The following is a 24,843-nucleotide window of genomic DNA, read 5'->3' on the forward strand; positions in this document are numbered from 1 at the left end:
CTAGCCACGGATTAGCTGCACGTAACATCGCGCCGTCACCACATCCCCCCTAGGGGCGCGGGGAACTGCGCGACTAGCCACGGATTAGCTGCACGTAACATCGCGCCGTCACCACATCCCCCCTAGGGGCGCGGGGAACTGCGCGACTAGCCACGGATTAGCTGCACGCAACATCGCGCCGGTACCACGTATCCCCCCCCAGGGGCGCGGGGAACTGCGCGACTGGCCATGGATTTGCTGTACGCAACATCGTGCCCTCGCCACATTCCCCCTCAGGGGCGCGGGGAACTGCGCGAGAAACCACAACGAACCCGCACCGGAATCGCGGATGGGTCAGGGGCCTGCTACAAGAACGCCAGTCGTACGATTCCGAACGCCGCCGCCGCGACCAACGCCGCCGCAGGCATCGTGATGAACCAGCCGAGGACGATGTTCTTGGCCACCCCCCACCGCACCGCGTTCACCCGCTTCGTCGCCCCCACCCCCATGATCGCCGAGGTGATGACATGCGTCGTGGAGATCGGCGCCTTGAACAGGAACGCCGTGGTGAACATGATCGCCGCCCCCGTGGTCTCCGCGGCGAAACCTTGCGGCGGATCCAGCTCGATGATCTTCCGACCCAGCGTCCGCATGATCCGCCAGCCACCCGCGTACGTCCCCAGCGACAGCATCACCGCGCAGACGATCTTCACCCAGATCGGGATCGGGTCCCCGTAGTCCTCCACGTCCGCGATGACCAGCGCCATCACCACGATGCCCATGGTCTTCTGCGCGTCCTGGAGGCCGTGTCCGAGGGCCATCGCCGCCGCCGAGACGGTCTGCGCTATCCGGAAACCCCGCTTCGCCTTGTGCGGATTCGTACGGCGGAAGATCCACATGATCGCGGTCATCACCAGATACCCCGCGATCAGCCCCACCACCGGCGACACGAACATCGGGATGATGATCTTGTCGACCACCCCGTTCCAGTACACCTGCGTCCCGCCCGCGAGCGCCGCTCCCACCAGACCGCCGAACAGGGCGTGGGAGGAGGAGGACGGCAGTCCGAAGTACCAGGTGATCAGGTTCCAGGTGATCGCGCCCAGCAGGGCCGCGAAGAGGATGCCCATGCCCGTGGAGCCCTCGGGCGTCTCGATCAGCCCCTCGGAGACGGTCTTGGCGATACCGGAGCCGAGGAACGCGCCCGCCAGATTCATCACCGCCGCCATCAGCAGCGCGGCCTTGGGGGTCAGCGCCCGGGTGGAGACGGATGTGGCGATGGCGTTCGCCGAGTCGTGGAAGCCGTTGGTATAGGTGAAGAACAGCGCGACCAGAATGGTCACGACCAGGGCAAAGGTGTCCATGGCCGGGCTCAGGACTCCTTGACGGCGATGGTCTCCACCGTGTTCGCCACATGCTCGAAGGCGTCGGCGGCCTCTTCCAGCACATCCACGATCTGCTTCAGCTTCAGCACCTCGATGGCGTCGTACTTGCCGTTGAAGAGGTGGGCGAGCAGTTTGCGGTGGATCTGGTCGGCCTGGTTCTCCAGCCGGTTGACCTCGATCCAGTACTCGGTGAGGTTCTCCATCGTGCGCAGATGCGGCATCGCCTCGGCGGTGAGTTCGGCGGCCCGCGCCAGCACCTCGATCTGCTGCTCGACGCCCTTCGGCAGCTCCTCGATGTTGTAGAGGACGACCAGGTCGACGGCCTCCTCCATGAAGTCCATGATGTCGTCGAGGGACGACGCGAGAGAGTAGATGTCCTCGCGGTCGAAGGGCGTGATGAAGGAGGAGTTCAGCTGGTGGAAGATCGCGTGTGTGGCATCGTCACCGGCGTGTTCCGCTGCCCTCATGCGCTCCGCGATCTCGGCTCGGGCGGACGCGTCGGCCCCGAGCAGTTCCATCAGGAGTTTCGAGCCCGTGACGATGTTGTCCGCGGACGCGGCGAACATGTCGTAGAAGCTCGTCTCCCTGGGGGTCAGACGAAAGCGCACGTGGGGTCCTCTAGGGGCATCGGTTTCGGTCAGAGTGATGCTAGGCGCATCATCCGGCCACGGCTAATGGGCCGTCCCCCAGTGTCGCCCATAAAGCAGACTTGTCTTCACGGGGGCGGTACGGGAAGTTGGCCCGGCCTTGCCATGCGATCTTCCGTACGGCATTGGCCAAGGGCCCTATACCCAGGAGAATTCGGTACCATATACCCACTAGGGGTATGTGTCTGGAGCGGGAGGACGCGATGACGACCACAGAGGCCGGCGCGGGAGCGCCCTCCGTACCTGTCACGGGGGACGTGGAGGACGTGGTCACGGACCACGACCGCGGGGTGCACGGCTACCACAAGCAGAAGGACGAGCACCTCAAGCGGCTGCGCCGGATCGAGGGCCAGATCCGCGGGCTGCAACGCATGGTCGACGAGGATGTGTACTGCATCGACATACTGACCCAGGTCTCCGCCTCCACCAAGGCGTTGCAGTCCTTCGCGCTCCAGTTGCTGGAGGAGCATCTGCGCCACTGTGTCGCCGACGCCGCGGTCAAGGGCGGCGACGAGATCGACGCGAAGGTCGAGGAGGCGACGAAGGCGATCGGACGGCTGCTGCGGACCTGACCTCACGCCCTCCGCTGGCTGAAAACAAGCGGTAGCGCAAGCGCCAGCAGGGGGCACCAGGGGGCACCCGGGACACCGGGCGGACCGGTCGGCTCAGTCCCGCCGCTCCGCCCGCTCCTCCGCCACCCGCAGCACCTCGTCGATGCAGTCCAGGCTGAGCCGCTCCTCGTCGGCCGTCGAGGCCGCGATGATCAGCTCGCCGCACAGCTCGATCTCGGCGAGCGCAACGTGGTCCTGAACTGCCGTACCGCCGACCGGAGCCACGTGCGTCACCTCGTCTCTGCCGTCACCGACTTCCTAGAGTAGGGACAGGTCTACACAACGCGCATGGCACGGAAGGGCTAGTTCTTGCGCCCCCGTGCGCCTCTTACGCCCGGGGTGCGCGTGTGCGTACCCCCCCGTGTGCCCCACCGCTCACACCCCCGCGCATACCGGCGCGCAGGCCCGCGCCCACCCGCCCCACCAGCTCACTTCCCCAGTACTGTTCCCGCCCGTTCCCGCCTGCTCCCGCCCGTTCCCGCCCGTTCCCGCCCGCTCACTCCCCGGCGATCCGCCCCGCGTAGATGTCCTCCCGGTCCGGCAGCCGTACGTCCACGCGCGCGCCGAAGTCGTACAGCACCGTCGTCGAGGTCACCGCCACGGTGCCCGTCTCCCGGCCGCCGTCGTAGCTGAACCGGTGCCGGACCGTGCGGATGCGGCCCGCGTCGTCCAGGAACACCTCGAACGGCACCTCGGCGGTGGCGAACCCTTTCGCCGCCGCGTCCAGCGCGCCCCGGCCGCCCTCGGACGCGGTCCGCGCGGCCAGCGCCAGATCGGCGGTGCCCCGGTAGTGCCGTACCGCCGTGCCGTCGATCTCGCTCCGGCCGACGAAGCGGGCGCTGCGGGTGCCGCGCAGCACCTCGGCGGCGGCGAACGGGTCGGTGGCGCCGCCGGTGACCAGATTGCCGTCGGGCAGGCTCGCGGTCTCCACCCGGACCCATTTGTCGGCGGGCACCCCGGCGCCCCGGTTCTTCATGAAGAGCGCGCCCGGCGCGAGGAGTTCGGTGATCGGGCGGCGCTCGTCGTGGCCCGCGGGGTCCTGCGGCAGCCGGACCAGCAGTTCGCCCAGGCCGCGGGTGAAGTCGTAGCCGCCCTCGCCGCGGATGGTGACCCGGGTGCCGCCGGTGGCCATCTCCATCGCCGTACGGGCCTTGGAGCTGCCCGCGTCGATCAGGGCGTCGGCCGCCGCGCGCAGCGCCGGGACGGGGTCGGCGGCGGGGTCGGCGGCGGGGCGGGCGTCCTGGGCGGGGGCGTCGGGCGGACGGGACGCGGAGCAGCAGGTGGCGGCCAGCCCTGTCGCGGTGAGACAGACACCGGCCAGGATGCCCGCGACGACCGCCCCGCCCTTCCCGCCGTGCCGCTGCCGCCGCTCCATCCCGCTACCCCCAGCCGTCCGCCGGACCCGGTTCCTGTCGTCCCGGTCGATCGATCCGGTTAACGACCGGTAGCTAGGGGCCGTCACGCCCGGCGCCGCGGGGTGGGCGCGTGCGCCGGGGCGCGCCGGGGCATACCACCGTCTCCCCACTGCCTTGACGCCCGCCCTGCGCGTCCTTGACCCCGGGTCGGTACGGTGGGCGGCGTGACCTCTCAGGACCGGTCCATAGCCCCCCAGGACGATCCGGAACACCGCATCAGCATGGTCGAGCAGGGCCCGTTCTGTGTGGCCCGGTGCAGCTGTGGCTGGCGCAGTCCGGCCCGGCGGGCGCGCAGCCTGGCCCGGAGCGACGCGGCCACCCACCAGGGCGGCGGGTAGAGGGACGGGGGCCGGTCGGTGGGCAACGGGCAGCGGACCGGGAGCCGGTCCCTCAGGCGTCCCCCGGGCGTACCTCAGGCCCGTTCCAGGGTCCGTACGAGGGCGTCCACCAGGTCGGCGTCGCGGGGCTGGGTCAGCCGGGTGCGGGCCTCGTCGGGGGTGAGCCACAGGATGCGGTCGACCTCCCGGTTGGGCACGAAACCGCCGGTGAGCGCCTCGGCGGCCCAGTAGCGGACCTCCTTGGGGCGGTCCCCCACCTGATAGCGCAGGGTGGTCAGCTCGGTGCCGGGCACCGCGCGGTACCCGGTCTCCTCCACCACCTCCCGCAGAGCACCGGTCAGGGCGTCCTCGTGCCGCTTGAGCTTGCCTTTCGGATGGGACCAATCATCGTATTTCGGACGGTGGACGAGGCAGATCCGCAGGGTGTCGTCCGACGGCGAGACGCGCCACAGGACGCAGCCCGCCGCGAGGACCAGGGTGTCGTGCATCGTCGTCACTCTCCCGTCGCGCTCCCGATGACCGGTTCAGGGTGTTACTACCGTTTCCTTCTGCCACGTCTGCTGGAAGGCGAACCGTGCCGCCTCGACTTCATGACGCTGATCGGCGTGCAGCACCCCGAGGGCGTACGCCGTGGCCGGGGCGATGCGCGGGGTGCGCGCCGCCTGGGCGGCGGCTGCGGCGGCCTCGGAGGCGTCGCGGTGCCGGTCGAGCGCCTGCCCGGCATCCAGCAGCCGCACGTCCACCGGGGTGTCCGCCGGGTCGCACAGCACCTCCAGGGCGTAGCGGTGCAGCCGCAGCAGCAGCCGTACCTGGTGCCAGGGGGCGTCCTGGGGATGCGGGGAGGGGTCGGGGGAGAGGCCGTGGACGAGCGCCTCGGCGTTGTAGGGGTGGCCCGCGGTGCGCAGCGGCAGGGCGGCTACGGCGTCGGTGAGCCGCTCCTGGGCGGCCCCGGCGAGCGGGTGCAGGTCCGTGGTGACGGCGGTCGGGGTGAGCGGCACCTCGCTGGCCAGCACGGCGACCTTGTCGGCGACCGCGTGGAAGCGGCTGCTGCCGAGCGCCTGGAGGGCGGTGGAGTGGGCCCGGGTCCGGGCCAGGGTGAGCTGGCGGTCGAGCAGGGCGCCGGACTTGGCGGCGCCGACGGTGAGGTTGCCGCGGTCGGCGGGGGCCGGGGACACCGGGGCGGTGCCGGGCGCCTCCGCCCCGGCGGGCCTCGTCCGCGCCCGGCCCGGCTCGCGCGGCGGCGCCCCCGGCGTGCCCGCCGAGCCCGCGGTGGCGCGCCCGCCCGCGGCCAGGGCGGGCGTCCGGCTGGAGCCGCCCGCGCCGCCGCCCGCCGGGTCTCCCGCCCCCGCCGCCACCGGATGCGGCTGGCTGGGGACCGGGACGGAGCCGGAGAGCCGGTGCAGGGCGTTCAGGAGCCGGGTCAGCCGGGAGGCGTAGGCGTGTTCCAGGGCGAGGGTGCCGGAGAGCCAGGCCAGTTCGGGGCGCATACCCTCCGACCAGTCGGGGTCGAGGAGCGGGCGGAAGGTGTGCAGGCTGCCGCTGATGCGGCGGGCCGAGCGGCGCAGGGCGCGCGCCGCGTCGACGGACTCCTCCGTGCCGCCGGTGTGCGCCCCGCCGCCGGTCTCCCGGTGCTGCCGCAGGGCACGGAGGAACTCCATGGCCTGGGCGCGCAGATAGCCCGCGAGGGCCTCCCCGGTCACCGCCCCGGCCATCGGGTCCGTCGGATCAAGGTGTTGCTGTGCCACGCCGGCGCCTCCGGGCGTCTATGAGCATCTCCTGGATGTTCCGCAGGGGCCCGCCGTCGGCGTCGGTCGCGTGCCGGGTCCACTCGCCGTCCGGGCCCAGGTGCCAGGAGGAGGTGGTGTCGGACATGCCCGTCTCCAGCAGCCGGTTGAGCGCGGCGCGGTGGGCCGGGTCGACGACCCGCACGAGGGCCTCGATGCGGCGGTCGAGGTTGCGGTGCATCATGTCGGCGCTGCCCAGCCACACCTCGGGTTCGCCGCCGTTGCCGAAGGCGAAGACCCGGGAGTGTTCCAGGAAGCGGCCGAGGATCGAGCGGACCCTGATGTTCTCCGACAGGCCCGTGACGCCGGGGCGCAGCGCGCAGATGCCGCGCACCCAGACATCGATGGGGACGCCTGCCTGGGACGCCCGGTACAGGGCGTCGATCAGGGCCTCGTCGACGATCGAGTTGACCTTGATCCGGACGTACGCGGGACGTCCGGCACGGTGGTGCTGGACCTCCTTGTTGACGCGCGAGATCAGGCCGTCCCGCAGGGAGCGGGGGGCGACCAGCAGCCGCCGGTAGGTCTCCCGGCGGGAGTAGCCGGAGAGCCGGTTGAACAGGTCGGACAGATCGGCGCCGACCTGGGGGTCCGCCGTGAGCAGCCCGAGGTCCTCGTAGAGCCGGGCGGTCTTGGGGTGGTAGTTGCCGGTGCCGACATGGCAGTAGCGGCGCAGGGTCTCGCCCTCCTGGCGGACCACCAGGGAGAGCTTGCAGTGCGTCTTGAGGCCGACCAGGCCGTAGACGACATGGCAGCCCGCCTCCTCCAGCTTGCGCGCCCACTCGATGTTGGCGTGCTCGTCGAAGCGGGCCTTGATCTCCACCAGGACCAGCACCTGCTTGCCCGCCTCGGCGGCCTCTATCAACGCGTCCACGATCGGGGAGTCGCCGGAGGTGCGGTACAGGGTCTGCTTGATGGCGAGGACGTCCGGGTCGGTGGCCGCCTGCTCCAGGAACGCCTGCACGGACGTGGAGAAGCTGTCGTACGGGTGGTGCAGCAGGACGTCCCGCTGGCGCAGCGCGGCGAAGATGTCGGGCGCGGAGGCGGACTCCACCTCGGCCAGATCGCGGTGGGTGCCCGCGATGAACTTGCGGTACTTCAGCTCCGGCCGGTCGAGACCGGCGATACGGAACAGGCCGGTCAGGTCGAGCGGGCCGGGCAGCGGATAGACCTCGGCCTCGCCGATCTTCAGTTCGCGCACCAGCAGGTCGAGCACCTCGCGGTCGATGGACTCCTCGACCTCCAGCCGCACCGGCGGCCCGAAGCGGCGCCGCATCAGCTCCTTCTCCAGGGCCTGGAGCAGGTTCTCGGCGTCGTCCTCCTCCACCTCCAGGTCCTCGTTGCGGGTGATCCGGAAGGCGTGGTGCTCCAGCACCTCCATGCCGGGGAACAGCTCCTCCAGATGGGCCGCTATGACGTCCTCGATGGGGACGTACCGGCCGGGGCTGCACTCCAGGAAGCGGGAGAGCAGCGGGGGGACCTTCACCCGGGCGAAGTGCTTGTGGCCGCTGACCGGGTTGCGCACCACGACGGCCAGGTTCAGCGAGAGGCCGGAGATGTACGGGAAGGGGTGCGCGGGGTCCACGGCCAGGGGGGTGAGGACCGGGAAGATCTGGTGCCGGAACAGGGTGAAGAGGCGGGCCTGCTCCTTCTCCGCCAGCTCGTTCCAGCGGACCAGGTGGATGCCCTCCTCGGCGAGGGCCGGGGCGACGTCCTCGTGGAAGCAGGCGGCGTGCCGGGCCATCAGCTCACGGGAGCGGGCCCAGATCATCTCCAGCACCTGGGTGGGCTGGAGGCCGGAGGCCGAGCGGGTGGCGACGCCGGTGGCGATCCGGCGCTTCAGTCCGGCCACCCGGACCATGAAGAACTCGTCCAGGTTGCTGGCGAAGATCGCCAGGAAGTTGGCGCGCTCCAGCAGGGGTGTGTTCGGGTCCTCGGCGAGTTCGAGGACCCGCTCGTTGAAGGCGAGCCAGCTGCGCTCCCGGTCGAGGAAACGGCCCTGGGGCAGCTGATCGCCCTCGGTGGACTCCTCGTAGGCGTCGAGGTCGGCATCGATGTCGGGCTCCAGGTCGGAGACCGTGGCCGCGACGGTCGCCGGGCGGTGCGCCGCGATGGAACCCACGGAGGGCTGCGGGTGCTGGATCTCTGCCTTGGGGGTGGTTTGCTGGCTCATGGCCCCATTCTTCCGCGCCCCGGCGCCACCCGGCGCGTCGGAGCGCGCGGGCGGGAGCGCGGCGACGGTCCCGCGGGGGGTGAGCCCCTCGGGGGACGGCGACTGCTCGGGCACGGCGGGGTTCATTGGCTGAGCGTCGCAAGACCGTCTGAATCAATGGTTACGGCGACATGACGTGCGGGATAGCGGGGAGCGGATCACAGGGAACCGGTGCAGCGTGGCCGGTATCTTTCCGGGCGACGGAGAACATACGTCCCGCCCGCCCCAGCGGCTCATGGCGGACGGGGGTCCATGGGACCCGGCCCCGCTCGTCGACCGGCGTCCACTGGACCGGGCTCCCTGTGCTGGACCGGCCTCCATGGGACCCGCCCCGCTCGCCGACCGGCGTCCACTGGACCCCGTCCCCCGTGCCGGACCGGCCTCCATGGGACCCGCCCCGCTCGCCGACCGGCGCCCACCGGACCCGGCTCCCCGTGCCGGACCAGCCTCCATGGGACCCGCCCCCCCCCGCGCCGGACCGGCGTCCATGAGCCCTTTCTGAGAGCCGCCCCCGGACCCCGAGAAGCGGCTTTATTTCGGGCGAACGAGCTTCTGCCGGGCTTCTCAGCGAGCACTCAGGCGGCTCTCATGGGCGGCGGACAAGCTCATGGACATGACCGAGAGCTTCCGCCGCAGCGGCGAGTACGACGACAGCGAGTACCCGAACCCTCACCAGGGCGCCGAGCAGCACGCTTCTTCGCCCGGGGACCCGTACGCGGCCCCGGACCCCCACCAGGCTCCCCCGGCTCCCGCGCAAGCCTCGTCCTCCTCCGTCAACCCCGAGTGGCCCCCGCCGCCCGCCCACCAGCCGGGGGCGGGGTGGCCCGGAGCCGGGCAGCCCGGGTCCGACGCCGGGCACGGCACCGTCACCGGCACCGGCACCGACGCCGGGTACGGCACCGGCACCGGCGCCACCGCCCTCCTCGCCGAGCCCGTCTCCCGCCCCGCCCGGCGCGGGCGCGCCCGGGGTCCGGTGGCGCTGATCGCGGCCGTGGCGATCGTCGCGGCGGCCATCGGCGGCGGCACCGCCTACGGCATCCAGGAGCTGACCGGTGGCAACGACACCGTGGCGACCAGCTCCACCAGCACCAACGTGGTCCCCTCCAGCCAGCAGGGCACGGTCGCCGGGGTCGCCGCCGCGGTCAGCCCGAGCATCGTCGAGATCAACGCCACCACCAGCGCCGGTACGTCCACCGGCTCGGGCGTGATCATCACCGCCGACGGCGAGATCATCACCAACAACCATGTGGTCGCCGGTGCCTCCCAGGTCCAGGTCACCACCGACGACGGCAAGGAGTACACCGCCCAGGTCGTCGGCACCGACCCGGCCAAGGACCTCGCCCTGATCAAGCTGAACGACGCGTCCGGCCTCAAGCCCGCCACTCTCGGCGACTCCGGTGGTGTCCAGGTCGGCGACGAGGTCGTCGCGATCGGCTCGCCCGAGGGCCTGACCGGCACGGTGACCAGCGGTATCGTCTCCGCGCTCGACCGCGATGTGACCGTCTCCACCGGCGAGGGACAGCAGCAGACACCGGGCGGCGGCTGGCCGTTCGAGTACGGCGGCCAGCAGTTCAACGGCGACACCGGCTCGTCCACGACGACGTACAAGGCGCTCCAGACCGATGCCTCGCTCAACCCGGGCAACTCCGGCGGCGCGCTGATCGACATGAACGGCAACATCATCGGCATCAACTCGGCGATGTACTCGGCCGCCGGTTCGTCCGCCTCCGCGGGCAGCGTGGGCCTGGGCTTCGCCATCCCGATCAACACCGTGAAGGCCGACCTGCCGACCCTGCGGGCGGGCGGCGACGGCAGCTGACCCCGGCAGCCGCACGGGCACACCGGCAAGGAGCCACCAGCACAAGGAGCACACCATGCACCACCCGAACCCGACCTACGACATCCGGCCCTACGCGACGAACGGCATCCGGCGCGTCGAGCACACCGCCCTCACCGGCGGCCACGACCCCGCCGGAGTCGTCCTCGCCCTGGAGGTGGCCGGCCGGCTGCACGGGCCGGTCACCCGGGCCCCGGAACTCTCCCCGCCGGGTACCCGGCCCGGCCCGCACCGCACCCCGGCCCGCCGGCGCCGCGCGCTGCGGGACTGACCCGGCACCGGCCGCCGTACGGCCCGCCCGGCGCCGGGCCCCGTACCCGGACTTTCCGGCCCGACCGGCTGACGTGCGAGGCTGAATGCTGAGAACGTCGGACCGGCCCCCTTCCCCCCGCACCCGAGGACACGAGCATGAGCCCCGCCGATGGCGACCGCGACCCCCAGCGCATCCTGATCGTCGACGACGAGCCCGCGGTGCGCGAAGCGCTCCAGCGCAGCCTCGCCTTCGAGGGCTACGACACCCAGGTCGCGGTGGACGGCGCGGACGCCCTGGAGAAGGCCGCCGCCTACCGGCCCGACCTCGTCGTCCTGGACATCCAGATGCCCCGCATGGACGGCCTGACCGCCGCCCGCCGTATCCGGGGCGCCGGTGACACCATCCCGATCCTGATGCTGACCGCCCGCGACACCGTCGGCGACCGGGTCACCGGCCTGGACGCGGGCGCGGACGACTACCTGGTCAAGCCGTTCGAGCTGGACGAGCTGTTCGCCCGTATCCGCGCGCTGCTGCGCCGCAGCTCCTACGCTGCGGCGGCGGGCGGGGTGCCGGAGGACGAGGCGCTGACCTTCGGCGATCTGCGGATGGACCTGGCGACCCGGGAGGTGACCCGGGGCGGACGGCAGGTCGAGCTGACCCGGACCGAGTTCACCCTGCTGGAGATGTTCATGGCACATCCGCGCCAGGTGCTCACCCGTGAGCAGATCCTGAAGGCGGTCTGGGGCTTCGACTTCGAGCCGTCGTCCAACTCCCTCGATGTGTACGTCATGTATCTGCGCCGCAAGACCGAGGCGGGCGGCGAGCCGCGCCTGGTGCACACCGTGCGGGGCGTGGGATACGTGCTGCGGCAGGGCGGGGCCGAGTGAAGAGGTTCGGACGCAGGCTGAGGTCCCTGCCGATCCGCTCCCGGCTGGCGCTGCTGGTGGCGGCGGCGGTGGCGTTCGCGGTGGCGGCGGTGTCGGTGGTCTGCTGGTTCGTGGTGCAGCAGAAGCTGTACGACCAGGTGGACAGCCAGATCGACGCGGTCAAGTTCAACGTCTCCTCGAACGAGCTGTCCGCCGTGCTGGACGCCTGTCCGCAGGACGTGCCGGAGATCCGCGGGGACCTGCGGCCCAACACCTACTACATGCAGATCGTCCGGGCCGACGGCACGGCCTGCTCGTTCCCCTCCTCGGCGGGCGTGCTCAGGGTGACGGGCACGGACCGGACGATCGCGGAGAACCCGGCGTCCGCCGAGCCGACCTTCCACAACGCCAAGGACACCGACGGCAACGACGTCCGGGTGCGGACCACGTCGATCATCAACACGACCACCCGCCAGGTCGTCCCGGGCGTGGCCCTGGAGGTCGGGATCTCCCTGACGGAGACCCGCAACACGCTGAACGACCTCGCCCTGATCCTGCTGGCCGCCTCCGGCGTCGGCGTGCTCGGCGCGGGCGCCGCCGGTCTCGCCGTGGCCCGTGCCGGACTGCGCCCCGTGGACAAGCTGACCGAGGCCGTCGAGCACGTGGCCCGCACCGAGGACCTCACCGTCCGTATCCCGGTGGACGGGGAGTCCGACGACGAGGTCGCCCGGCTCTCCCGCTCCTTCAACTCCATGACCACGGCCCTCGCCAGCTCCCGCGACCTCCAGCAGCAGCTGATCGCGGACGCCGGGCACGAACTGCGCACCCCGCTCACCTCGCTGCGCACCAACATCGAACTCCTCACCCGCAGCGAGGAGACCGGCCGTCCGCTCCCCGAGGCCGACCGCAAGGCGCTGCTCGCCTCCGTCAAGGCCCAGATGACGGAGCTGGCCGCGCTGATCGGCGACCTCCAGGAGCTGTCCCGCTCGGAGGGCCAGCGCGGGGAGCGCGTGCAGGTGGTCTCCTTCGAGGACACCGTGGAGTCGGCGCTGCGCCGGGCCCGGCTGCGCGGCCCGGAACTCACCATCACGGCCGATCTGCACCCCTGGTACGTACGGGCGGAACCGGCCGCGCTGGAGCGGGCGATCGTCAACATCCTGGACAACGCGGTGAAGTTCAGCCCCGAGGGCGGCACGGTCGAGGTGATGCTGGGCAGCGGTGTGCTCACCGTCCGGGACCACGGCCCCGGCATCCCCGCCGAGGAGATCCCGCACGTCTTCGACCGCTTCTGGCGCTCCCCGAGCGCCCGCGCCCTGCCCGGCTCGGGCCTGGGCCTGTCCATCGTGGCCCGTACGGTCCACGAGGCGGGCGGTGAGATCACCCTGGCCCCCGCGGAGGGCGGCGGCACGGTCGCGACCGTACGGCTGCCGGGGGCGCCGACGCCACCACCGGGGGCGCCGGACCCGGCGTAGACGCGAGAGGGGCGGGACCCCGCAGGGAGGTCCCGCCCCTTCATCTGCCCCGGAAATTGACCGGAGCCCCCGGAGAGTTACCGGATGATCGTGATCCGGTCGGCCGCGGGCGGGGCCATCGGGTTGCCCGGCGAGGTGTTCGCCGTCAGGTACTGCTCCAGCGCGGTCAGATCGTCCGCGCCGACCAGGTCGTTCGTGCCGAGGGCCAGCGTCGGGAAGCCGTCGCCGCCGCCCGCGAGGAAGCTGTTGGACGCGACGCGGTAGCTGGCCGCCGGGTCGATCGCCGTGCCGTTCAGCTTGATGGAGTCCGTGACGACCCGGTCGGCGCCGGTCTTCGTCAGGTCCAGGGTGTACGTCAGGCCCGCCGACGGCTGGAGGATCTTCGGGGAGGCCGTGTTCGCGCCGCTGACCTGCTCCTTGAGGACCTGGATCAACTGGGCGCCGGTCAGGTTCTGGAGGTTGACGGTGTTGGCGAACGGCTGCACCGTGAAGCCCTCCGCGTACGTCACCACCCCGTCGCCCTCGCCCGCCTTGGCCGCGTACGTCAGGGGCGCCCGGATACCGCCGGGGTTCATCAGGGCGACGTCGGTCTCCGGGTCCAGGGCCTTGCCGTGGGCGAGTTGCGCGTCGGCGATGAGGTCGCCGAGCGGGGACTCGGTGCCGGTGTTGTTGATGTCGGCGGAGATGTGGCCGATGGCGCGGTTGCCGATCGGGGCGGCCAGCGCGTTCCACTTGCCGATCAGGGCCGTCATGTCCGGCGCCTTCGGGACGTCCCGGGTCACCACGTGGTTCGCGGAGGCGACCGACGTCCGGGCGATGTCCCCGGTCCAGCGGTCGTAGGTCAGCGTGGTGTCGGTGTAGAGCCGGCCGAAGGAGGAGGCCGAGGTGACCATCCGGGGGTTGCCCGCCGGGTCGTCGATGGTGCAGACGTAGGCCGCGTGGGTGTGGCCGGTGACCACCGCGTCGACCTGCGGGGTGATGTTCTTGGCGATGTCCACGATCGGCCCGGAGGCACCGTCGCCCGCACCCGGCGAGTCACAGTCGTAGTTGTACGCGGAGGAGGCCGGGAAGCCGCCCTCGTGGATCAGCGCGACGATGGACTTCACGCCCTGGCGCTGGAGTTCACGGGCGTACTTGTTGATCGTCTCGACCTCGTCCTTGAAGACCAGGCCCTTGACGCCCTCGGCGGAGACGATGTCGGGGGTGGCCTCCAGCGTGACGCCGATGAAGCCGACCTTGACGCCGTTCTTCTTCCACACCCAGTAGGGCTTGAGGATCGGCTTGTTCTTCTTCTCGTCGAGGACGTTCGCCGCCAGGTAGGGGAAGTCGGCACCCTTGAACCGCTTGTCGGTGTAGCAGCCCGCGGTGGGGTGGCAGCCGCCGTTCTGGAGCCGGCCCAGTTCCTTGGCGCCCTCGTCGAACTCGTGGTTGCCGACCGAGCTGACGTCGAGGTCCAGCTTGTTCAGCGCCTCGATGGTGGGCTCGTCGTGGAACAGACCCGAGATCAGCGGGGAGGCGCCGACCATGTCGCCGCCCGCCGCGGTGATCGAGTACTTCTGTCCCTCGCGCGCCTCGCGCAGATGCGTGGCGAGGTACTCGACGCCGCCCGCGTCGATCGTCTTCGTGGTGCCGTCGGGCTGGACCTCGGTGACCCGGCCGGAGGACCCGGCGGGCGGCTCCAGGTTGCCGTGCAGATCGTTGAAGGACAGCAGCTGGACGTCCTGGTAGCGGCCCGGCTTGTGCCGGTCGTCGCCGCCCCGGTGGTCCTCGCCCGCGCTCGCGGTGCCGGGCAGCGCCGCCGCGGCGAGCGCGCCCGCCGTGGTCAGTCCCGCGACGGCGGCGAGGAGCCGGGTTCTGCGGCGTCGGCCGCGGCGGTCGGCCTGGATGGTGAGTGGCATGCGCCCCCCTGTGGGTGCTGGGTGTGCTGGGTGTGTCGGTGGTGCCCTGGGTGTGCCCCGTCCGGGCCGCAGCCTAGGGTCAACGCGCGTAGCGCGACAGGGGTAGGGGGTTACGTCTTGGTTTCCCGCACCCCAACGGCACACCGCCGCAACGCCCCAAGGGCCCCGTACCCTCGTAGGCATGACCAGCGACGACAGCGCACGCCAGGGCCAGGGCCAGGCCCGGACCATCGAGACCCACGCCGTGCTCGCCCCGGAGCGGGCCGAGGCCGTCCTCGACCTGCTGGCCGAGGCCGCGCGCCACGACGGCCAGCAGGCGGTGTCGGAACAGGGCCGCCTCCAGCTGCGCGGCGGGCGGCGCACGGGCGTCTCCCACCTCCTGCTCACCGTCGGGGACGGCGAACTCGTCGGCTATGCCCAGCTGGAGGACACCGACCCGGTGGAGGCACCGGCCGCGGAACTGGTCGTCCACCCCGCCCATCGCGGCCGGGGTCACGGCCGGGCGCTCGGCTCGGCGCTGCTCGCCACGTCCGGCAAGCGGCTGCGGGTCTGGGCGCACGGCGGTCACGCGGCGGCCCGGCATCTCGCCCAGGTCCTCGGGCTGACCCTGTTCCGCGAACTGCGCCAGATGCGCCGCCCCCTGACGGGCCTCGACCTCCCCGACCCGGTCCTGCCGCCCGGCGTGAGCGTGCGCACCTTCGTCCCCGGCCAGGACGAGTCGGCCTGGCTGGCCGTCAACGCCGCCGCGTTCGCCCACCATCCGGAACAGGGCTCACTGACCGAGCGCGACCTGGCCGACCGCGAGGCCGAGCCGTGGTTCGACCCGGCGGGCTTCTTCCTCGCCGAACGCGCGGGCACGGTCGTCGGCTTCCACTGGACGAAGGTCCACGCGGAGGAACAGCTCGGCGAGGTCTATGTGGTGGGCGTCGCCCCCGACGCCCAGGGCGGTGGCCTCGGCCGCTCCCTCACCACGATCGGCCTCCGCCACCTCGCGGCCCAGAGCATCCCGACGGCGATGCTCTACGTGGACGCGGACAACAAGGCAGCGGTCACGGTCTACGAACGCCTGGGCTTCACGACCTACGAAACGGACCTGATGTACCGCACGGAGACCTGACCCCGGAGGCGAGATCCCGGAGACACGGGGGGGAGCCCCGTCAGGCCCGATCCGCGCCGGGGCTGACGAAGACCGCGAGACACCGGAACTCCCCCCACGCCCCGCCCAGCCGGGAGTACGGCCGCCAGCCCAGGGCGTAGGTCCCGCGCAGCACCTGGGTGCCAGGTGGGTAGGTGCCGCCGGCCCAGAGCAAGGTGCCGCTCAGCTGCCGCCCTTCATGGAGCCGGAAGTCCTCGTCCCGGGTGGGTGACTTGCTCTTCCGGGGAAGCCACAGCGACTCCTCGTTGGTGATGAGCAGCGCGAGCCCGTTCTGATCGGCGTCCTCGCAGAAGCGCTCCAGTCTGGCTATGTCCCGCACGAAGAACCGGCGCGCGAGGTCGAAGGCGCCGTGCTTGCGCAAGGCGTACTCCTCGGGCGGTTCCCCCGCCGGGCCCGACCACGACCGCGTGACGTACTTGAACTCGACGGCCGTCCGGGCGCCGTCCGGGCCCAGGCACAGCAGGTCGAGGTACTCCGACTTCTTGTCCGTCCGGACCGGCACCTCCAGACGGCACCGGACGCCGGGCGCGGCCTCGGCCAGCGCGAGGGCGAAGCTGTGCTGGAGGTCGGCCTCGGAGTGGAACACGGGCCGTTGGGCCGACAGAAGGTCCAGGACCCTGTCCAGCGGGACGCTGCCCGCGATCGTCGTAGGCGTGGCCATCGCGTCATTGAAGCCGACGACCGCCCGTCACGTCCGTCGGTCCGGGGAATTACGCACAGCCGCAGGACCGTCGCTCCACCAACCGTGACGGGAACACCTTCACCCGTTCCCGTCGGGAGCCCGCCACCCGCAGGCCGTCGTCCAGGACCAGGTCGACCGCCGCGCGGGCCATCCCGGAGCGGTCCGAGGCGACCGTCGTCAGGGGCGGGTCCGCGAGGGCCGCCTCCTTGATGTCGTCGAAGCCCGCCACACCCAGCTCGCCGGGGACGTCGATACGGAGTTCGCGGGCCGCGCGCAGCAGACCGATCGCCTGGTCGTCGGTGGAGCAGAAGACGGCCGGGGGACGGTCGGGTCCGGAGAGGATGTCGAGGCCGATGCGGTAGGCGTCGTACCGGTTGTAGGGGGCCTCGAAGAGCCGGCCCTCGGTCGGCAGACCGGCGTCCGACATGGCCTGGCGCCAGCCCTCGACATGGTCGGAGACCGGGTCGCCGACCGCCGGGGTGTCCGCGGTGCCACCGACACAGGCCACATAGTCGTAACCGTGCTCCAGCAGATGGGCGACGGCGGCGCGGGCGCCGGTCACATCGTCCAGGACCACCGCCACGTCGTCGATCGCCTCGGGGCGTTCATGGAGCAGGACGACCCGGGCGTCCCACGCGTCGATCTCGGCGGCGGCGAGGTCGTTGAGGGCGTGGCTGACCAGGATCAGTCCGGAGACCCGCATCCCGAGGAAGGCGCGGAGGTAGTGCACCTCGCGTTCGCCCACGTAGTCGGAGTTCCCGACCAGCACCATCTTGCCGCGCTCGGAGGCCGCCTGCTCCACCGCGTGCGCCATCTCCGCGAAGAACGGCTGGCGCGCGTCCGGCACGATCAGACCTATGAGATCGGTACGCCGGGACGCCATGGCCTGGGCCACCCGGTCCGGGCGGTAGCCCAGCTCCTTGATGGCGGCGAGCACGCGTTCGCGCGTGGCCGGGGCGACCGGCCGGGGTCCGTTGTTGATGACGTAGCTGACGACGGCCGTGGACGTTCCCGCCAGCCGCGCCACATCATCTCTTGTCACCTTGGCCACGCGCGGAGTCTACGCGGATGGACCCGCCGTGGGCAGGGCGTGAGCCGGACGGAGTGCGGGCCGGACGTCCGGCTTCCGGACGCGCCCGACCGTTCGCGGGCGGAACGCCGTCGGGCGGCGCCCGCCCGTTCCGTCCCTCACGCCTCCGCCTACGCCTCCGCCGGGACCTCCGCGGCCGTCACCGAGGACCGCGCCCCGGCCGCCGCCTTGCCGGTCCGGTCGGCCCGGTCTGTCCGGTCGGCACCGTCCGCTTCCGCCGGCTTCGGCCTGGCCGCCTTCGCCTTCGCCTCGTCGGCCGCCCGCTCCACCTTCTCCGGGGTGACGAAGCGGTAGCCGACATTGCGGACCGTCCCGATCAGCGACTCGTGCTCGACGCCGAGCTTGGCCCGCAGCCGCCGTACATGGACATCCACCGTCCGGGTGCCGCCGAAGTAGTCGTAGCCCCAGACCTCCTGGAGGAGCTGGGCGCGGGTGAAGACCCGGCCCGGGTGCTGGGCCAGGTACTTGAGCAGCTCGAACTCCTTGAAGGTCAGGTCCAGGACCCGGCCCTTGAGCTTGGCGCTGTAGGTCGCCTCGTCCACCGAGAGATCGCCGTTGCGGATCTCCATCGGGGAGTCGTCGCCGACCAGCTGCTGGCGGCCGGTGGCCAGCCGCAGCCGGGCCTCGACCTCGGCCGGACCGGCGGTGTCCAGCAGGACGTCGTCGATGCCCCAGTCCGCGGTCACGGCGGCGAGCCCGCCCTCGGTGACCACCAGGATCAGCGGACAGCCGGGGCCGGTGGAGCGCAGGAGCTGGCAGAGGCTGCGGACCTGCGGCAGGTCACGGCGGCCGTCGATCAGGATCACGTCGGCACCGGGGGTGTCGACCAGGGCGGGGCCCTCGGCGGGGGCCACCCGCACGTTGTGCAGCAGCAGGCCGAGCGCGGGGAGCACCTCCGTCGACGGCTGGAGGGCGTTGGTCAGGAGCAGCAGAGAACTCATATGTCTGGTTCCTCCTCGGTCCCTGCGAGGACGTGTGCGGTGCGTCACTGCGAGGCGTCACGGTGATGCGTGGCTGCGCTGCGATCCCGTCGGCCCGTACACGGCCACGGTCACCCGGTTTCCGGTATCTCGCATCCGGGATGTCCCGCTTCGTATACAACGCGTTCGAAAGCACAAAAGGACCCGGGGGCTTCGCTGCCCGAGTCCTCTGCCCAGCAGAATACCCGCATGAGCAACGGTCCGGCAGGTCATGTGGTTCGATCCACCACCGTTCGTCCGCAGTGTGAGACGCCCCGGACGGCCAGCTCAGCGCCGCTGAGGACGTTCTTGCAGACGGCGGACGGTGTCCGCGTCGACGCCGTATACGAGAGGGGTCACGTTGTATACGACACTTTGACGCCACCCGCCGGTCGGATCGCGTTCGTCGTCGCGCATGGCTTCACCGGGGACGCGGACCGGCCCCATGTCCGCCGGATCGCCGCCGCGCTGGCCCGGTACGGCGCCGTCGTCACCTTCTCCTTCCGCGGCCACGGCGCCTCCGGCGGGCGCTCCACCGTGGGCGACCGCGAGGTCCTCGACCTGGCGGCGGCGGTCGACTGGGCGCGGGAGCGGGGGCACGAGCGGGTGGTCACCGTCGGCTTCTCCATGGGCGGCTCCGTCGTCCTGCGCCATGCCGCGCTGCACACCGGCGCCACCGAGGCGGTCGTCGCGGTCAGCGCCCCCGCCCGCTGGTACTACCGGGGCACCGCCCCCATGCGCCGCGTCCACTGGCTGATCACCCGCCCCGAGGGACGCCTCCTGGGCCGGTTCGGGATGCGCACCCGGATCCAGAACGGCGGCTGGGACCCCGTACCGCTCTCGCCGGTCGAGGCCGTGCCGCGGATCGCGCCGACGCCGCTGCTCATCGTGCACGGCGACCGGGACGGCTACTTCCCCCTCGACCACCCCCACATGCTCGCCACCGCCGCCGGTGACCACGCGGAACTCTGGCTGGAACCCGGCATGGGCCACGCCGAGCACGCGGCCACCGGCGAACTCCTCGCCCGCATCGGGCGCTGGGCGGTCGGCCGGGCCAGCTAGCCTTGGCCTGTTCACCGCCGAACCGATCCGACCGGAGTCCGACATGGCACAGGTGACGGTGCGCTACTGGGCCGCCGCGAAAGCCGCCGCCGGGGTCGCCGAGGAGCCGTACGACGCGGCCGACCTCGCCGGTGTGCTCACCGCCGTGCGCGAGCGCCACCCCGGGGAACTGGAGCGGGTGCTGCTGCGCTCCTCCTTCCTCGTCGACGGCGACCCCGTCGGCACCCGCGCGCATGAGACGGTACGGCTGGCCGAGGGCGGCACGGTCGAGGTGCTCCCGCCGTTCGCAGGAGGATGACGGATGAGCTACCCGCCGTACGACGACGGCCAGGGCCGACACCATCAGCCCCAGCCCCAGCAGCCGCCGCAGTACCAGCAGCAGGGCTACGACCCCTACTGGCAGCAGCAGCACCAGCAGCAGCAACCCCAGCCGGGCTACGGGCAGCCGCAGCCGTACGCGGACCAGCAGCAGTACGCCGGTCAGCGGTACGCCGACCCGCAGTACGCCGACCCCCAGTACACCCAGCAGTGGCAGGGGCAGACCTGGGAGACGCAGACGCATCCGCCGGTGAACGCCGCCGAGCAGACCGCGTACCTGCCGCCGCAGGACCACCAGGCGCCCCCGGCGGCGGCAGCGGCGGCACCGGTGCCCCCCGCCGCCCAACCCGTACAGCCCGCCCAGCCCGTGCAGCCGGACCCCGCCGGGTCCACCGCCTACGGCCCCGCCACCCTCGCCGGTAACTCCCGGGTCACCGACGCCCAGCGGGCCCGGCTCGAAGGCCGGTCGCCGGTCATCGAACCCGGCGGACAGCCCGCCGCGCTCACCGCGCTGCTCGGCGCGCTCCTCGCCGGCGCGGCGGCCGTCGGGCCGTACGCCCTGATCGTGCCGCTCGTCGCGCTCCAGGCGGTGACCGCGGCCGGATGGTTCCGGCTGAACGGGATGTGGCCCGCCCGGCAGGGCATCGCGCTGGCGTTCGCCGGGGCGCTCACCGCGGACGCGGTGCTGCTCGGCGTGGGCCGCGACCAGGGCGCCGCGGCCATCCTCGGCACCCTCGGGGTGTGGGTCCTGCTCACCCTCGTCCTCCAACTGCGCTCGCACGCCGACCCGGACGAGCGGATGTACGGGCTGATGGCGACCGTGGTGTCGGCCGCGCTGGCGATCGTCGCGACCGGGTATCTGGCCGCCGAGCCGGTCGCGGTGAGCGTCGGGGCCGCCGCCGTGGCCGTGGCGCTGCTGGCCCGTGCGATGCCGCTGCCGACGCCCGCGTCGGTCGTCGTGGCGCTGCTGGCCGCCGCGGGGGCCGGGGTCGCGGTGGGCGGGCTGACGGACCTCGGGGCGAAGGGGGCGCTGCTCGGCGCCGGGGCCGCCGGGTGCGCGCTGATCGGGCACCGGGTGGCGAGCTACGACTATCCGTCGCGGTTCGTGCACTTCACGGCCGGGGTGGCGCTGCCGCTGGCCGCCGCGGCACCGGTGGTGTGGGTGCTGGGCCGGGCGGTCGTCTGACCCGGGTCCCCGCACCTCCCGCCCCGGGCACGGCCCTGTGACAGGTGTGCGGACGTGTCACAGGTGATCGACAAACCCCGGGTCCGCCCACCGGCCGGGGTTACGGTGACTGGCGTCCGTGAAGTCCGCCGAGGTGGGGAACATGCGAGCGCTGCGAATACTTCTGATCGCCGTGGTGATCCTGGGCGGCCTGTTCGTCGGGGCCGACCGGCTCGCGGTGTACTTCGCCGAGGACGAGGCGGCCGGGCGGGTGCAGAGCACCGAGGGGCTCACGCGGAAGCCGGACGTGTCGATCAAGGGCTTCCCGTTCCTGACCCAGCTGGCCGGGGGCGAGCTGGACGACGTCGAACTGGGCATCGCCACCTACCAGGTCCCCACCGGCGGCGGTGAGCAGATCCGGATCGACGATCTGACGGCGAACATGAAGGGCGTCGAGTTCTCCGGCGACTTCAGCTCCGCCACCGCGGCCACCGCCACCGGCAGCGCGACCATCGCGTACGCCGAACTGCTCAAGGCGGCCAGGTCCGAGCCGACCGAGATCGCCCCCGGGATCACCGCCCGGGTGACTGGGCTGTCCGACGGCGGCGACGGGAAGATCAAGGTGGCGGTGGAGGTCGAGGCGCCGGTCATCGGCACCCGGGACCTGTCCGTGCTGAGCACGGTCCGGGTCGACGGGGACAACGTCGAGGTGCGCACCGACTCGCTGCCGGAGCTGGCCGGGGTGGATCTCGCCGAGAGCGCGATCCGGCAGATCACCGACTTCCAGCAGGTCATCGACAGTCTCCCGGGCGGTGTCCGACTGGACCGGGTGCAGGCCGCCGCGGACGGTGTGGAGATCTCGGTGAAGGGTTCGGACGTCCGGCTGGCCGGGTAGGCAGGGCGGGGGACGGACCGGCTGGCGGGGCGCCCGCCCTTGGGTCACCGATGCGGGTCCCGGCCCGCGCGTCCGCTGGGTGAGACGGCGATGTCCGGCCCGTAGATGCGACCCGCCCCCGCCCGCCCCACGGGCGCCAGGAGGCCGTGCGGCAGCGACCCGAAGGCGATCAATTCCCACATCGCGGACGATCGTGTCTCAATATCCGACACACCGGTGACATGCCCGCCCGTCCGTCCTTACGATCGACCGCATGAAGCGACAGGCGGATCTCACCAAGCGGCGGGCAGTGGACCTGTGCCGCGTTGCCGCCATGCTCTGTCGCCCCTTCTGATCAGGCGGTACCCCCGCGCCCCCCGGCCGGCCCCGCCTTCCCGCACCGCCCTGCTCAGGGCATCCGTGCGCCGCCCCAGCGCGACCGCACGCATCGCACCGCGCACGTTCCGTACGCCCCGCCGCAACTGCCCCGGAGGAGAAAGAGCATGAGCCGCAGCGACGTCCTGGTCGACGCCGACTGGCTTCAGGAGCACGTCGACGACCCGTCCATCGTCATCGTGGAGGTCGACGAGGACACCTCCGCGTACGACAAGAACCACATCAAGAACGCGGTCCGGATCGACTGGACCAAGGACCTGCAGGACCCGGTCCGCCGTGACTTCATCGACCAGGCCGGCTTCGAGGCGCTGCTGTCGCAGAAGGGCATCGCCAACGACCAGACGGTGATCCTTTACGGCGGCAACAACAACTGGTTCGCCTCCTACGCCTACTGGTACTTCAAGCTGTACGGCCACGACAGCGTCAAGCTGCTCGACGGCGGACGCAAGAAGTGGGAGCTGGACGCCCGTGAGCTGGTCGACGGCACCGACGTGCCCGCCCGCCCGGCGACCGAGTACCAGGCCAAGGCCCAGGACACCTCGATCCGCGCCTTCCGGGACGACGTGGTCGCCGCGATCGGCGCGCAGAACCTGGTCGACGTCCGCTCGCCCGACGAGTTCTCCGGCAAGCTGCTCGCCCCGGCCCATCTGCCGCAGGAGCAGTCCCAGCGCCCCGGCCACGTGCCGAGCGCCCGCAACATCCCGTGGTCGAAGAACGCCAACGACGACGGCACCTTCAAGTCGGACGACGAGCTGAAGGAGCTGTACGCCGACGAGCAGGTCGACCTCGCCAAGGACACCATCGCGTACTGCCGCATCGGCGAGCGCTCGGCCCTGACCTGGTTCGTGCTGCACGAGCTGCTCGGTGTCGAGAACGTCAAGAACTACGACGGTTCCTGGACCGAGTACGGCTCCCTGGTCGGCGTGCCGATCGAGCTGGGCGCCAACAAGTAAGTCCCCCGCAACCCCGACCGACCCCTCTGGAGAGACAGCATGTGTGGAGCGAAGGCCGGCGGCCCCGACGCCTCGACGATCAAGCCCGGTGAGACCACCATCCAGGGCCAGGTGACCCGGGACGGCGAGCCCGTCGTGGGCTATGTCCGGCTCCTGGACTCGACCGGTGAGTTCACCGCCGAGGTCCCCACGTCCGCGACCGGCCAGTTCCGGTTCTACGCGGCCGAGGGCACCTGGACCGTCCGCGCGCTGGTGCCCGGCGGCACCGCCGACCGCACGGTCGTCGCCCAGCAGGGCGGTCTCGCCGAGGTCGCGATCGCGGTCTGACCGCCCCGGCGGTGTGCGACGAGGGCCGTGTCCCACGGGTTGGACTCCCGGGACACGGCCCTTCGGCGTTCCCGGGCCTAAGCTATTCATATGTACGCGCGTAGGCGCCATGTCTACTTCGCCATGATGGGCACGTGTATCACCCTGTTCGTCCTGGCCTGGGCCGTCGTACGGATCTGGTCGATCCCGGCGGCGGTGGGGATGTGTGTGGTCGCCATGGTGATCCCGCCGCTCGCCGCGATCGTCGCGAACCGGCGGGGCCCCGAGGACCGCTGGTGGGACGCCCCCTCCGGGGACCCCAAGTCCGACGAGTGGTGGGACGAGCTGGACGGCAAGAAGCCGCGCCGGTAGGAAGGGCGGATGCCACCCACCCGACTCTCCACGGCCGTCCTGGACTGCGCGGACGCCCATGAGCTGGCCGCCTTCTACCGCGCACTGCTCGGCTACGGCGTCCGGGCCGAGGAGCCCGACTGGGTCCTCACCGGCCCACCCGAGGGCACCCCGGGCCTGTCCCTCGCCTTCCAGACCGAGCCGGAGTACATCCCGCCGGTCTGGCCGTCCCGCGCCCCCGGCGCCCAGCAGATGATGCTCCACCTCGACATCCAGGTCGACGACCTGCCCGGCGAGACGGCGCGAGCGGTCGGCCTGGGCGCCCGCCTCGCGGACCACCAGCCCCAGGACGACGTACGGGTCCTGTTCGACCCGGCGGGCCACCCGTTCTGCCTGTGGACCGAGTCGGAGGCGCAGGCTCAGTAGACGAGGGCCTGGGTGTCGTCCGTCATCGCCTCCTGGACGAAGAGCTGCGCCCCGGCGATCCGTACGCCCTCGATCACGTCCTGCTCGGTGATCCCGCGTCGGGCCGCGCACTGGGTGCAGAGCGTGAGGCGCCCCGCCGCGAGGATCGAGTCGATCAGGTCGGGCAGTGGCGCGGCGTGCGGCAGCTCGAACTCCGCGGCCCGTCCCGGCAGCGCGAACCACGCCGACTCCCCGGTCAGCCACACCGACACATCGACCCCGCTGGCCACGGCCACCGCGGCGACGGTGAACGCCTGCGAACACCGCTCGGGGGCATCGGCCCCGGCGGTCACCTTGATCACGAGCTTCTTCGCCATGCCGCATCGTAAACATCCCGGCACGGCTGACGCCGAATCGTGATCAACTTCG

At 71.9% G+C, this 24,843-nt stretch carries 28 protein-coding genes; 16 read left to right on the forward strand and 12 right to left on the reverse strand.

The window, feature by feature from the left end; all coding sequences use genetic code 11:
- Positions 1–344 precede the first annotated feature (344 nt).
- Positions 345–1,343: an inorganic phosphate transporter gene (locus AB0D49_RS11515; RefSeq protein ID WP_362754667.1), complete on the reverse strand. Its 999-nt coding sequence runs from the start codon at positions 1,341–1,343 to the stop codon at positions 345–347.
- Positions 1,344–1,351: 8 nt separating this feature from the next.
- The gene (locus tag AB0D49_RS11520) at positions 1,352–1,972 is read right to left on the reverse strand and encodes a DUF47 family protein (protein WP_030183796.1); all 621 of its coding nucleotides are present in this window, start codon (positions 1,970–1,972) and stop codon (positions 1,352–1,354) included.
- Between the two features lie 242 nt (positions 1,973–2,214).
- Here AB0D49_RS11520 and AB0D49_RS11525 point away from each other — a divergent pair, with 242 nt between their 5' ends.
- Positions 2,215–2,583 (forward strand): metal-sensitive transcriptional regulator, encoded by a 369-nt coding sequence (locus AB0D49_RS11525; protein WP_362754671.1) that lies wholly within the window; start codon positions 2,215–2,217, stop codon positions 2,581–2,583.
- Between the two features lie 93 nt (positions 2,584–2,676).
- Here the strand turns inward: AB0D49_RS11525 and AB0D49_RS11530 are convergent, their stop codons facing one another.
- Positions 2,677–2,856: a hypothetical protein gene (locus AB0D49_RS11530; protein WP_362754674.1), complete on the reverse strand. Its 180-nt coding sequence runs from the start codon at positions 2,854–2,856 to the stop codon at positions 2,677–2,679.
- 262 nt (positions 2,857–3,118) lie between these two features.
- Entirely contained in the window at positions 3,119–3,997 is an 879-nt protein-coding gene (locus tag AB0D49_RS11535) for a hypothetical protein (protein WP_362754677.1), read from the reverse strand.
- A gap of 204 nt (positions 3,998–4,201) precedes the next feature.
- Between AB0D49_RS11535 and AB0D49_RS11540 the strand changes: the two genes are divergently transcribed.
- A complete protein-coding gene (locus tag AB0D49_RS11540; protein ID WP_362755832.1) occupies positions 4,202–4,375 on the forward strand; it encodes a hypothetical protein in 174 nt (57 codons plus the stop codon).
- Positions 4,376–4,449: 74 nt separating this feature from the next.
- Here the strand turns inward: AB0D49_RS11540 and AB0D49_RS11545 are convergent, their stop codons facing one another.
- Genes AB0D49_RS11545 through AB0D49_RS11555 form a run of 3 tightly spaced genes read right to left on the reverse strand, consistent with a single transcriptional unit; the run spans position 4,450 to position 8,332 of the window.
- The gene (locus tag AB0D49_RS11545; RefSeq protein ID WP_362754680.1) at positions 4,450–4,863 is read right to left on the reverse strand and encodes an NUDIX hydrolase; all 414 of its coding nucleotides are present in this window, start codon (positions 4,861–4,863) and stop codon (positions 4,450–4,452) included.
- Between the two features lie 36 nt (positions 4,864–4,899).
- Complete coding sequence (locus tag AB0D49_RS11550; protein WP_362754683.1) at positions 4,900–6,120, reverse strand: CHAD domain-containing protein; 1,221 nt, start codon at positions 6,118–6,120, stop codon at positions 4,900–4,902.
- Positions 6,101–8,332: an RNA degradosome polyphosphate kinase gene (locus AB0D49_RS11555; protein WP_362754686.1), complete on the reverse strand. Its 2,232-nt coding sequence runs from the start codon at positions 8,330–8,332 to the stop codon at positions 6,101–6,103. Before AB0D49_RS11555 ends, AB0D49_RS11550 begins: the two co-directional genes overlap by 20 nt.
- Before the next feature lie 652 nt (positions 8,333–8,984).
- On the opposite strand from AB0D49_RS11555, the gene AB0D49_RS11560 reads away from it, so the two are divergent.
- The 4 genes from AB0D49_RS11560 (at position 8,985) to AB0D49_RS11575 (ending at position 12,799) form a co-directional block, all read left to right on the forward strand.
- Positions 8,985–10,190 carry a trypsin-like peptidase domain-containing protein gene (locus AB0D49_RS11560; RefSeq protein WP_362754689.1) on the forward strand — a complete coding sequence of 402 codons (1,206 nt, stop codon included), beginning with the start codon at positions 8,985–8,987 and terminating at the stop codon, positions 10,188–10,190.
- A gap of 55 nt (positions 10,191–10,245) precedes the next feature.
- Entirely contained in the window at positions 10,246–10,479 is a 234-nt protein-coding gene (locus AB0D49_RS11565; RefSeq protein WP_362754692.1) for a hypothetical protein, read from the forward strand.
- Between the two features lie 137 nt (positions 10,480–10,616).
- Complete coding sequence (locus tag AB0D49_RS11570; protein ID WP_362754695.1) at positions 10,617–11,348, forward strand: response regulator transcription factor; 732 nt, start codon at positions 10,617–10,619, stop codon at positions 11,346–11,348.
- Positions 11,345–12,799: a HAMP domain-containing sensor histidine kinase gene (locus tag AB0D49_RS11575; protein WP_362754697.1), complete on the forward strand. Its 1,455-nt coding sequence runs from the start codon at positions 11,345–11,347 to the stop codon at positions 12,797–12,799. The genes AB0D49_RS11570 and AB0D49_RS11575 overlap by 4 nt, the downstream gene beginning before the upstream one ends.
- Positions 12,800–12,876: 77 nt before the next feature.
- Here the strand turns inward: AB0D49_RS11575 and AB0D49_RS11580 are convergent, their stop codons facing one another.
- Positions 12,877–14,697 carry a bifunctional metallophosphatase/5'-nucleotidase gene (locus AB0D49_RS11580; protein WP_362754700.1) on the reverse strand — a complete coding sequence of 607 codons (1,821 nt, stop codon included), beginning with the start codon at positions 14,695–14,697 and terminating at the stop codon, positions 12,877–12,879.
- A 181-nt stretch (positions 14,698–14,878) separates the two neighbouring features.
- On the opposite strand from AB0D49_RS11580, the gene mshD reads away from it, so the two are divergent.
- Positions 14,879–15,814 (forward strand): mycothiol synthase, encoded by a 936-nt coding sequence (gene mshD / locus AB0D49_RS11585; RefSeq protein ID WP_362754703.1) that lies wholly within the window; start codon positions 14,879–14,881, stop codon positions 15,812–15,814.
- Between the two features lie 40 nt (positions 15,815–15,854).
- On the opposite strand, the gene AB0D49_RS11590 is transcribed toward mshD, so the two are convergent.
- From AB0D49_RS11590 to AB0D49_RS11600, 3 genes are all read right to left on the reverse strand, one after another.
- On the reverse strand, positions 15,855–16,514 hold the full coding sequence (locus AB0D49_RS11590; protein WP_362754706.1) for a hypothetical protein: 660 nt from the start codon (positions 16,512–16,514) through the stop codon (positions 15,855–15,857).
- Positions 16,515–16,563: 49 nt separating this feature from the next.
- Complete coding sequence (locus tag AB0D49_RS11595) at positions 16,564–17,586, reverse strand: LacI family DNA-binding transcriptional regulator (protein ID WP_362754709.1); 1,023 nt, start codon at positions 17,584–17,586, stop codon at positions 16,564–16,566.
- 149 nt (positions 17,587–17,735) lie between these two features.
- A complete protein-coding gene (locus AB0D49_RS11600; RefSeq protein ID WP_362754712.1) occupies positions 17,736–18,566 on the reverse strand; it encodes a response regulator transcription factor in 831 nt (276 codons plus the stop codon).
- Positions 18,567–18,794: 228 nt separating this feature from the next.
- Here AB0D49_RS11600 and AB0D49_RS11605 point away from each other — a divergent pair, with 228 nt between their 5' ends.
- From AB0D49_RS11605 to AB0D49_RS11645, 9 genes are all read left to right on the forward strand, one after another.
- Positions 18,795–19,646 carry an alpha/beta fold hydrolase gene (locus AB0D49_RS11605; protein ID WP_362754715.1) on the forward strand — a complete coding sequence of 284 codons (852 nt, stop codon included), beginning with the start codon at positions 18,795–18,797 and terminating at the stop codon, positions 19,644–19,646.
- Between the two features lie 43 nt (positions 19,647–19,689).
- On the forward strand, positions 19,690–19,944 hold the full coding sequence (locus AB0D49_RS11610; RefSeq protein WP_362754718.1) for a MoaD/ThiS family protein: 255 nt from the start codon (positions 19,690–19,692) through the stop codon (positions 19,942–19,944).
- A 3-nt stretch (positions 19,945–19,947) separates the two neighbouring features.
- On the forward strand, positions 19,948–21,150 hold the full coding sequence (locus AB0D49_RS11615) for a hypothetical protein (protein WP_362754721.1): 1,203 nt from the start codon (positions 19,948–19,950) through the stop codon (positions 21,148–21,150).
- A gap of 142 nt (positions 21,151–21,292) precedes the next feature.
- Positions 21,293–22,024 (forward strand): DUF2993 domain-containing protein, encoded by a 732-nt coding sequence (locus AB0D49_RS11620; protein ID WP_362754724.1) that lies wholly within the window; start codon positions 21,293–21,295, stop codon positions 22,022–22,024.
- A 253-nt stretch (positions 22,025–22,277) separates the two neighbouring features.
- On the forward strand, positions 22,278–22,358 hold the full coding sequence (locus AB0D49_RS11625; RefSeq protein ID WP_350751515.1) for an Ms5788A family Cys-rich leader peptide: 81 nt from the start codon (positions 22,278–22,280) through the stop codon (positions 22,356–22,358).
- A gap of 148 nt (positions 22,359–22,506) precedes the next feature.
- Positions 22,507–23,352 carry a sulfurtransferase gene (locus AB0D49_RS11630; protein WP_362754727.1) on the forward strand — a complete coding sequence of 282 codons (846 nt, stop codon included), beginning with the start codon at positions 22,507–22,509 and terminating at the stop codon, positions 23,350–23,352.
- A gap of 39 nt (positions 23,353–23,391) precedes the next feature.
- Positions 23,392–23,679, forward strand: coding sequence for a DUF1416 domain-containing protein (locus AB0D49_RS11635; RefSeq protein WP_007382995.1), 288 nt, complete (start codon positions 23,392–23,394; stop codon positions 23,677–23,679).
- 90 nt (positions 23,680–23,769) lie between these two features.
- Positions 23,770–24,030, forward strand: coding sequence for a DUF3099 domain-containing protein (locus AB0D49_RS11640; protein ID WP_362754731.1), 261 nt, complete (start codon positions 23,770–23,772; stop codon positions 24,028–24,030).
- Between the two features lie 9 nt (positions 24,031–24,039).
- Positions 24,040–24,435, forward strand: coding sequence for a VOC family protein (locus tag AB0D49_RS11645; protein ID WP_362754733.1), 396 nt, complete (start codon positions 24,040–24,042; stop codon positions 24,433–24,435).
- Here AB0D49_RS11645 and AB0D49_RS11650 read toward each other — a convergent pair.
- Positions 24,429–24,791 (reverse strand): DsrE family protein, encoded by a 363-nt coding sequence (locus tag AB0D49_RS11650; protein ID WP_362754736.1) that lies wholly within the window; start codon positions 24,789–24,791, stop codon positions 24,429–24,431. The genes AB0D49_RS11645 and AB0D49_RS11650 overlap by 7 nt on opposite strands.
- Between the last annotated feature and the right edge of the window lie 52 nt (positions 24,792–24,843).

It is taken from the genome of Streptomyces sp. NPDC048290, assembly GCF_040652095.1.
GTDB lineage: Bacteria > Actinomycetota > Actinomycetes > Streptomycetales > Streptomycetaceae > Streptomyces.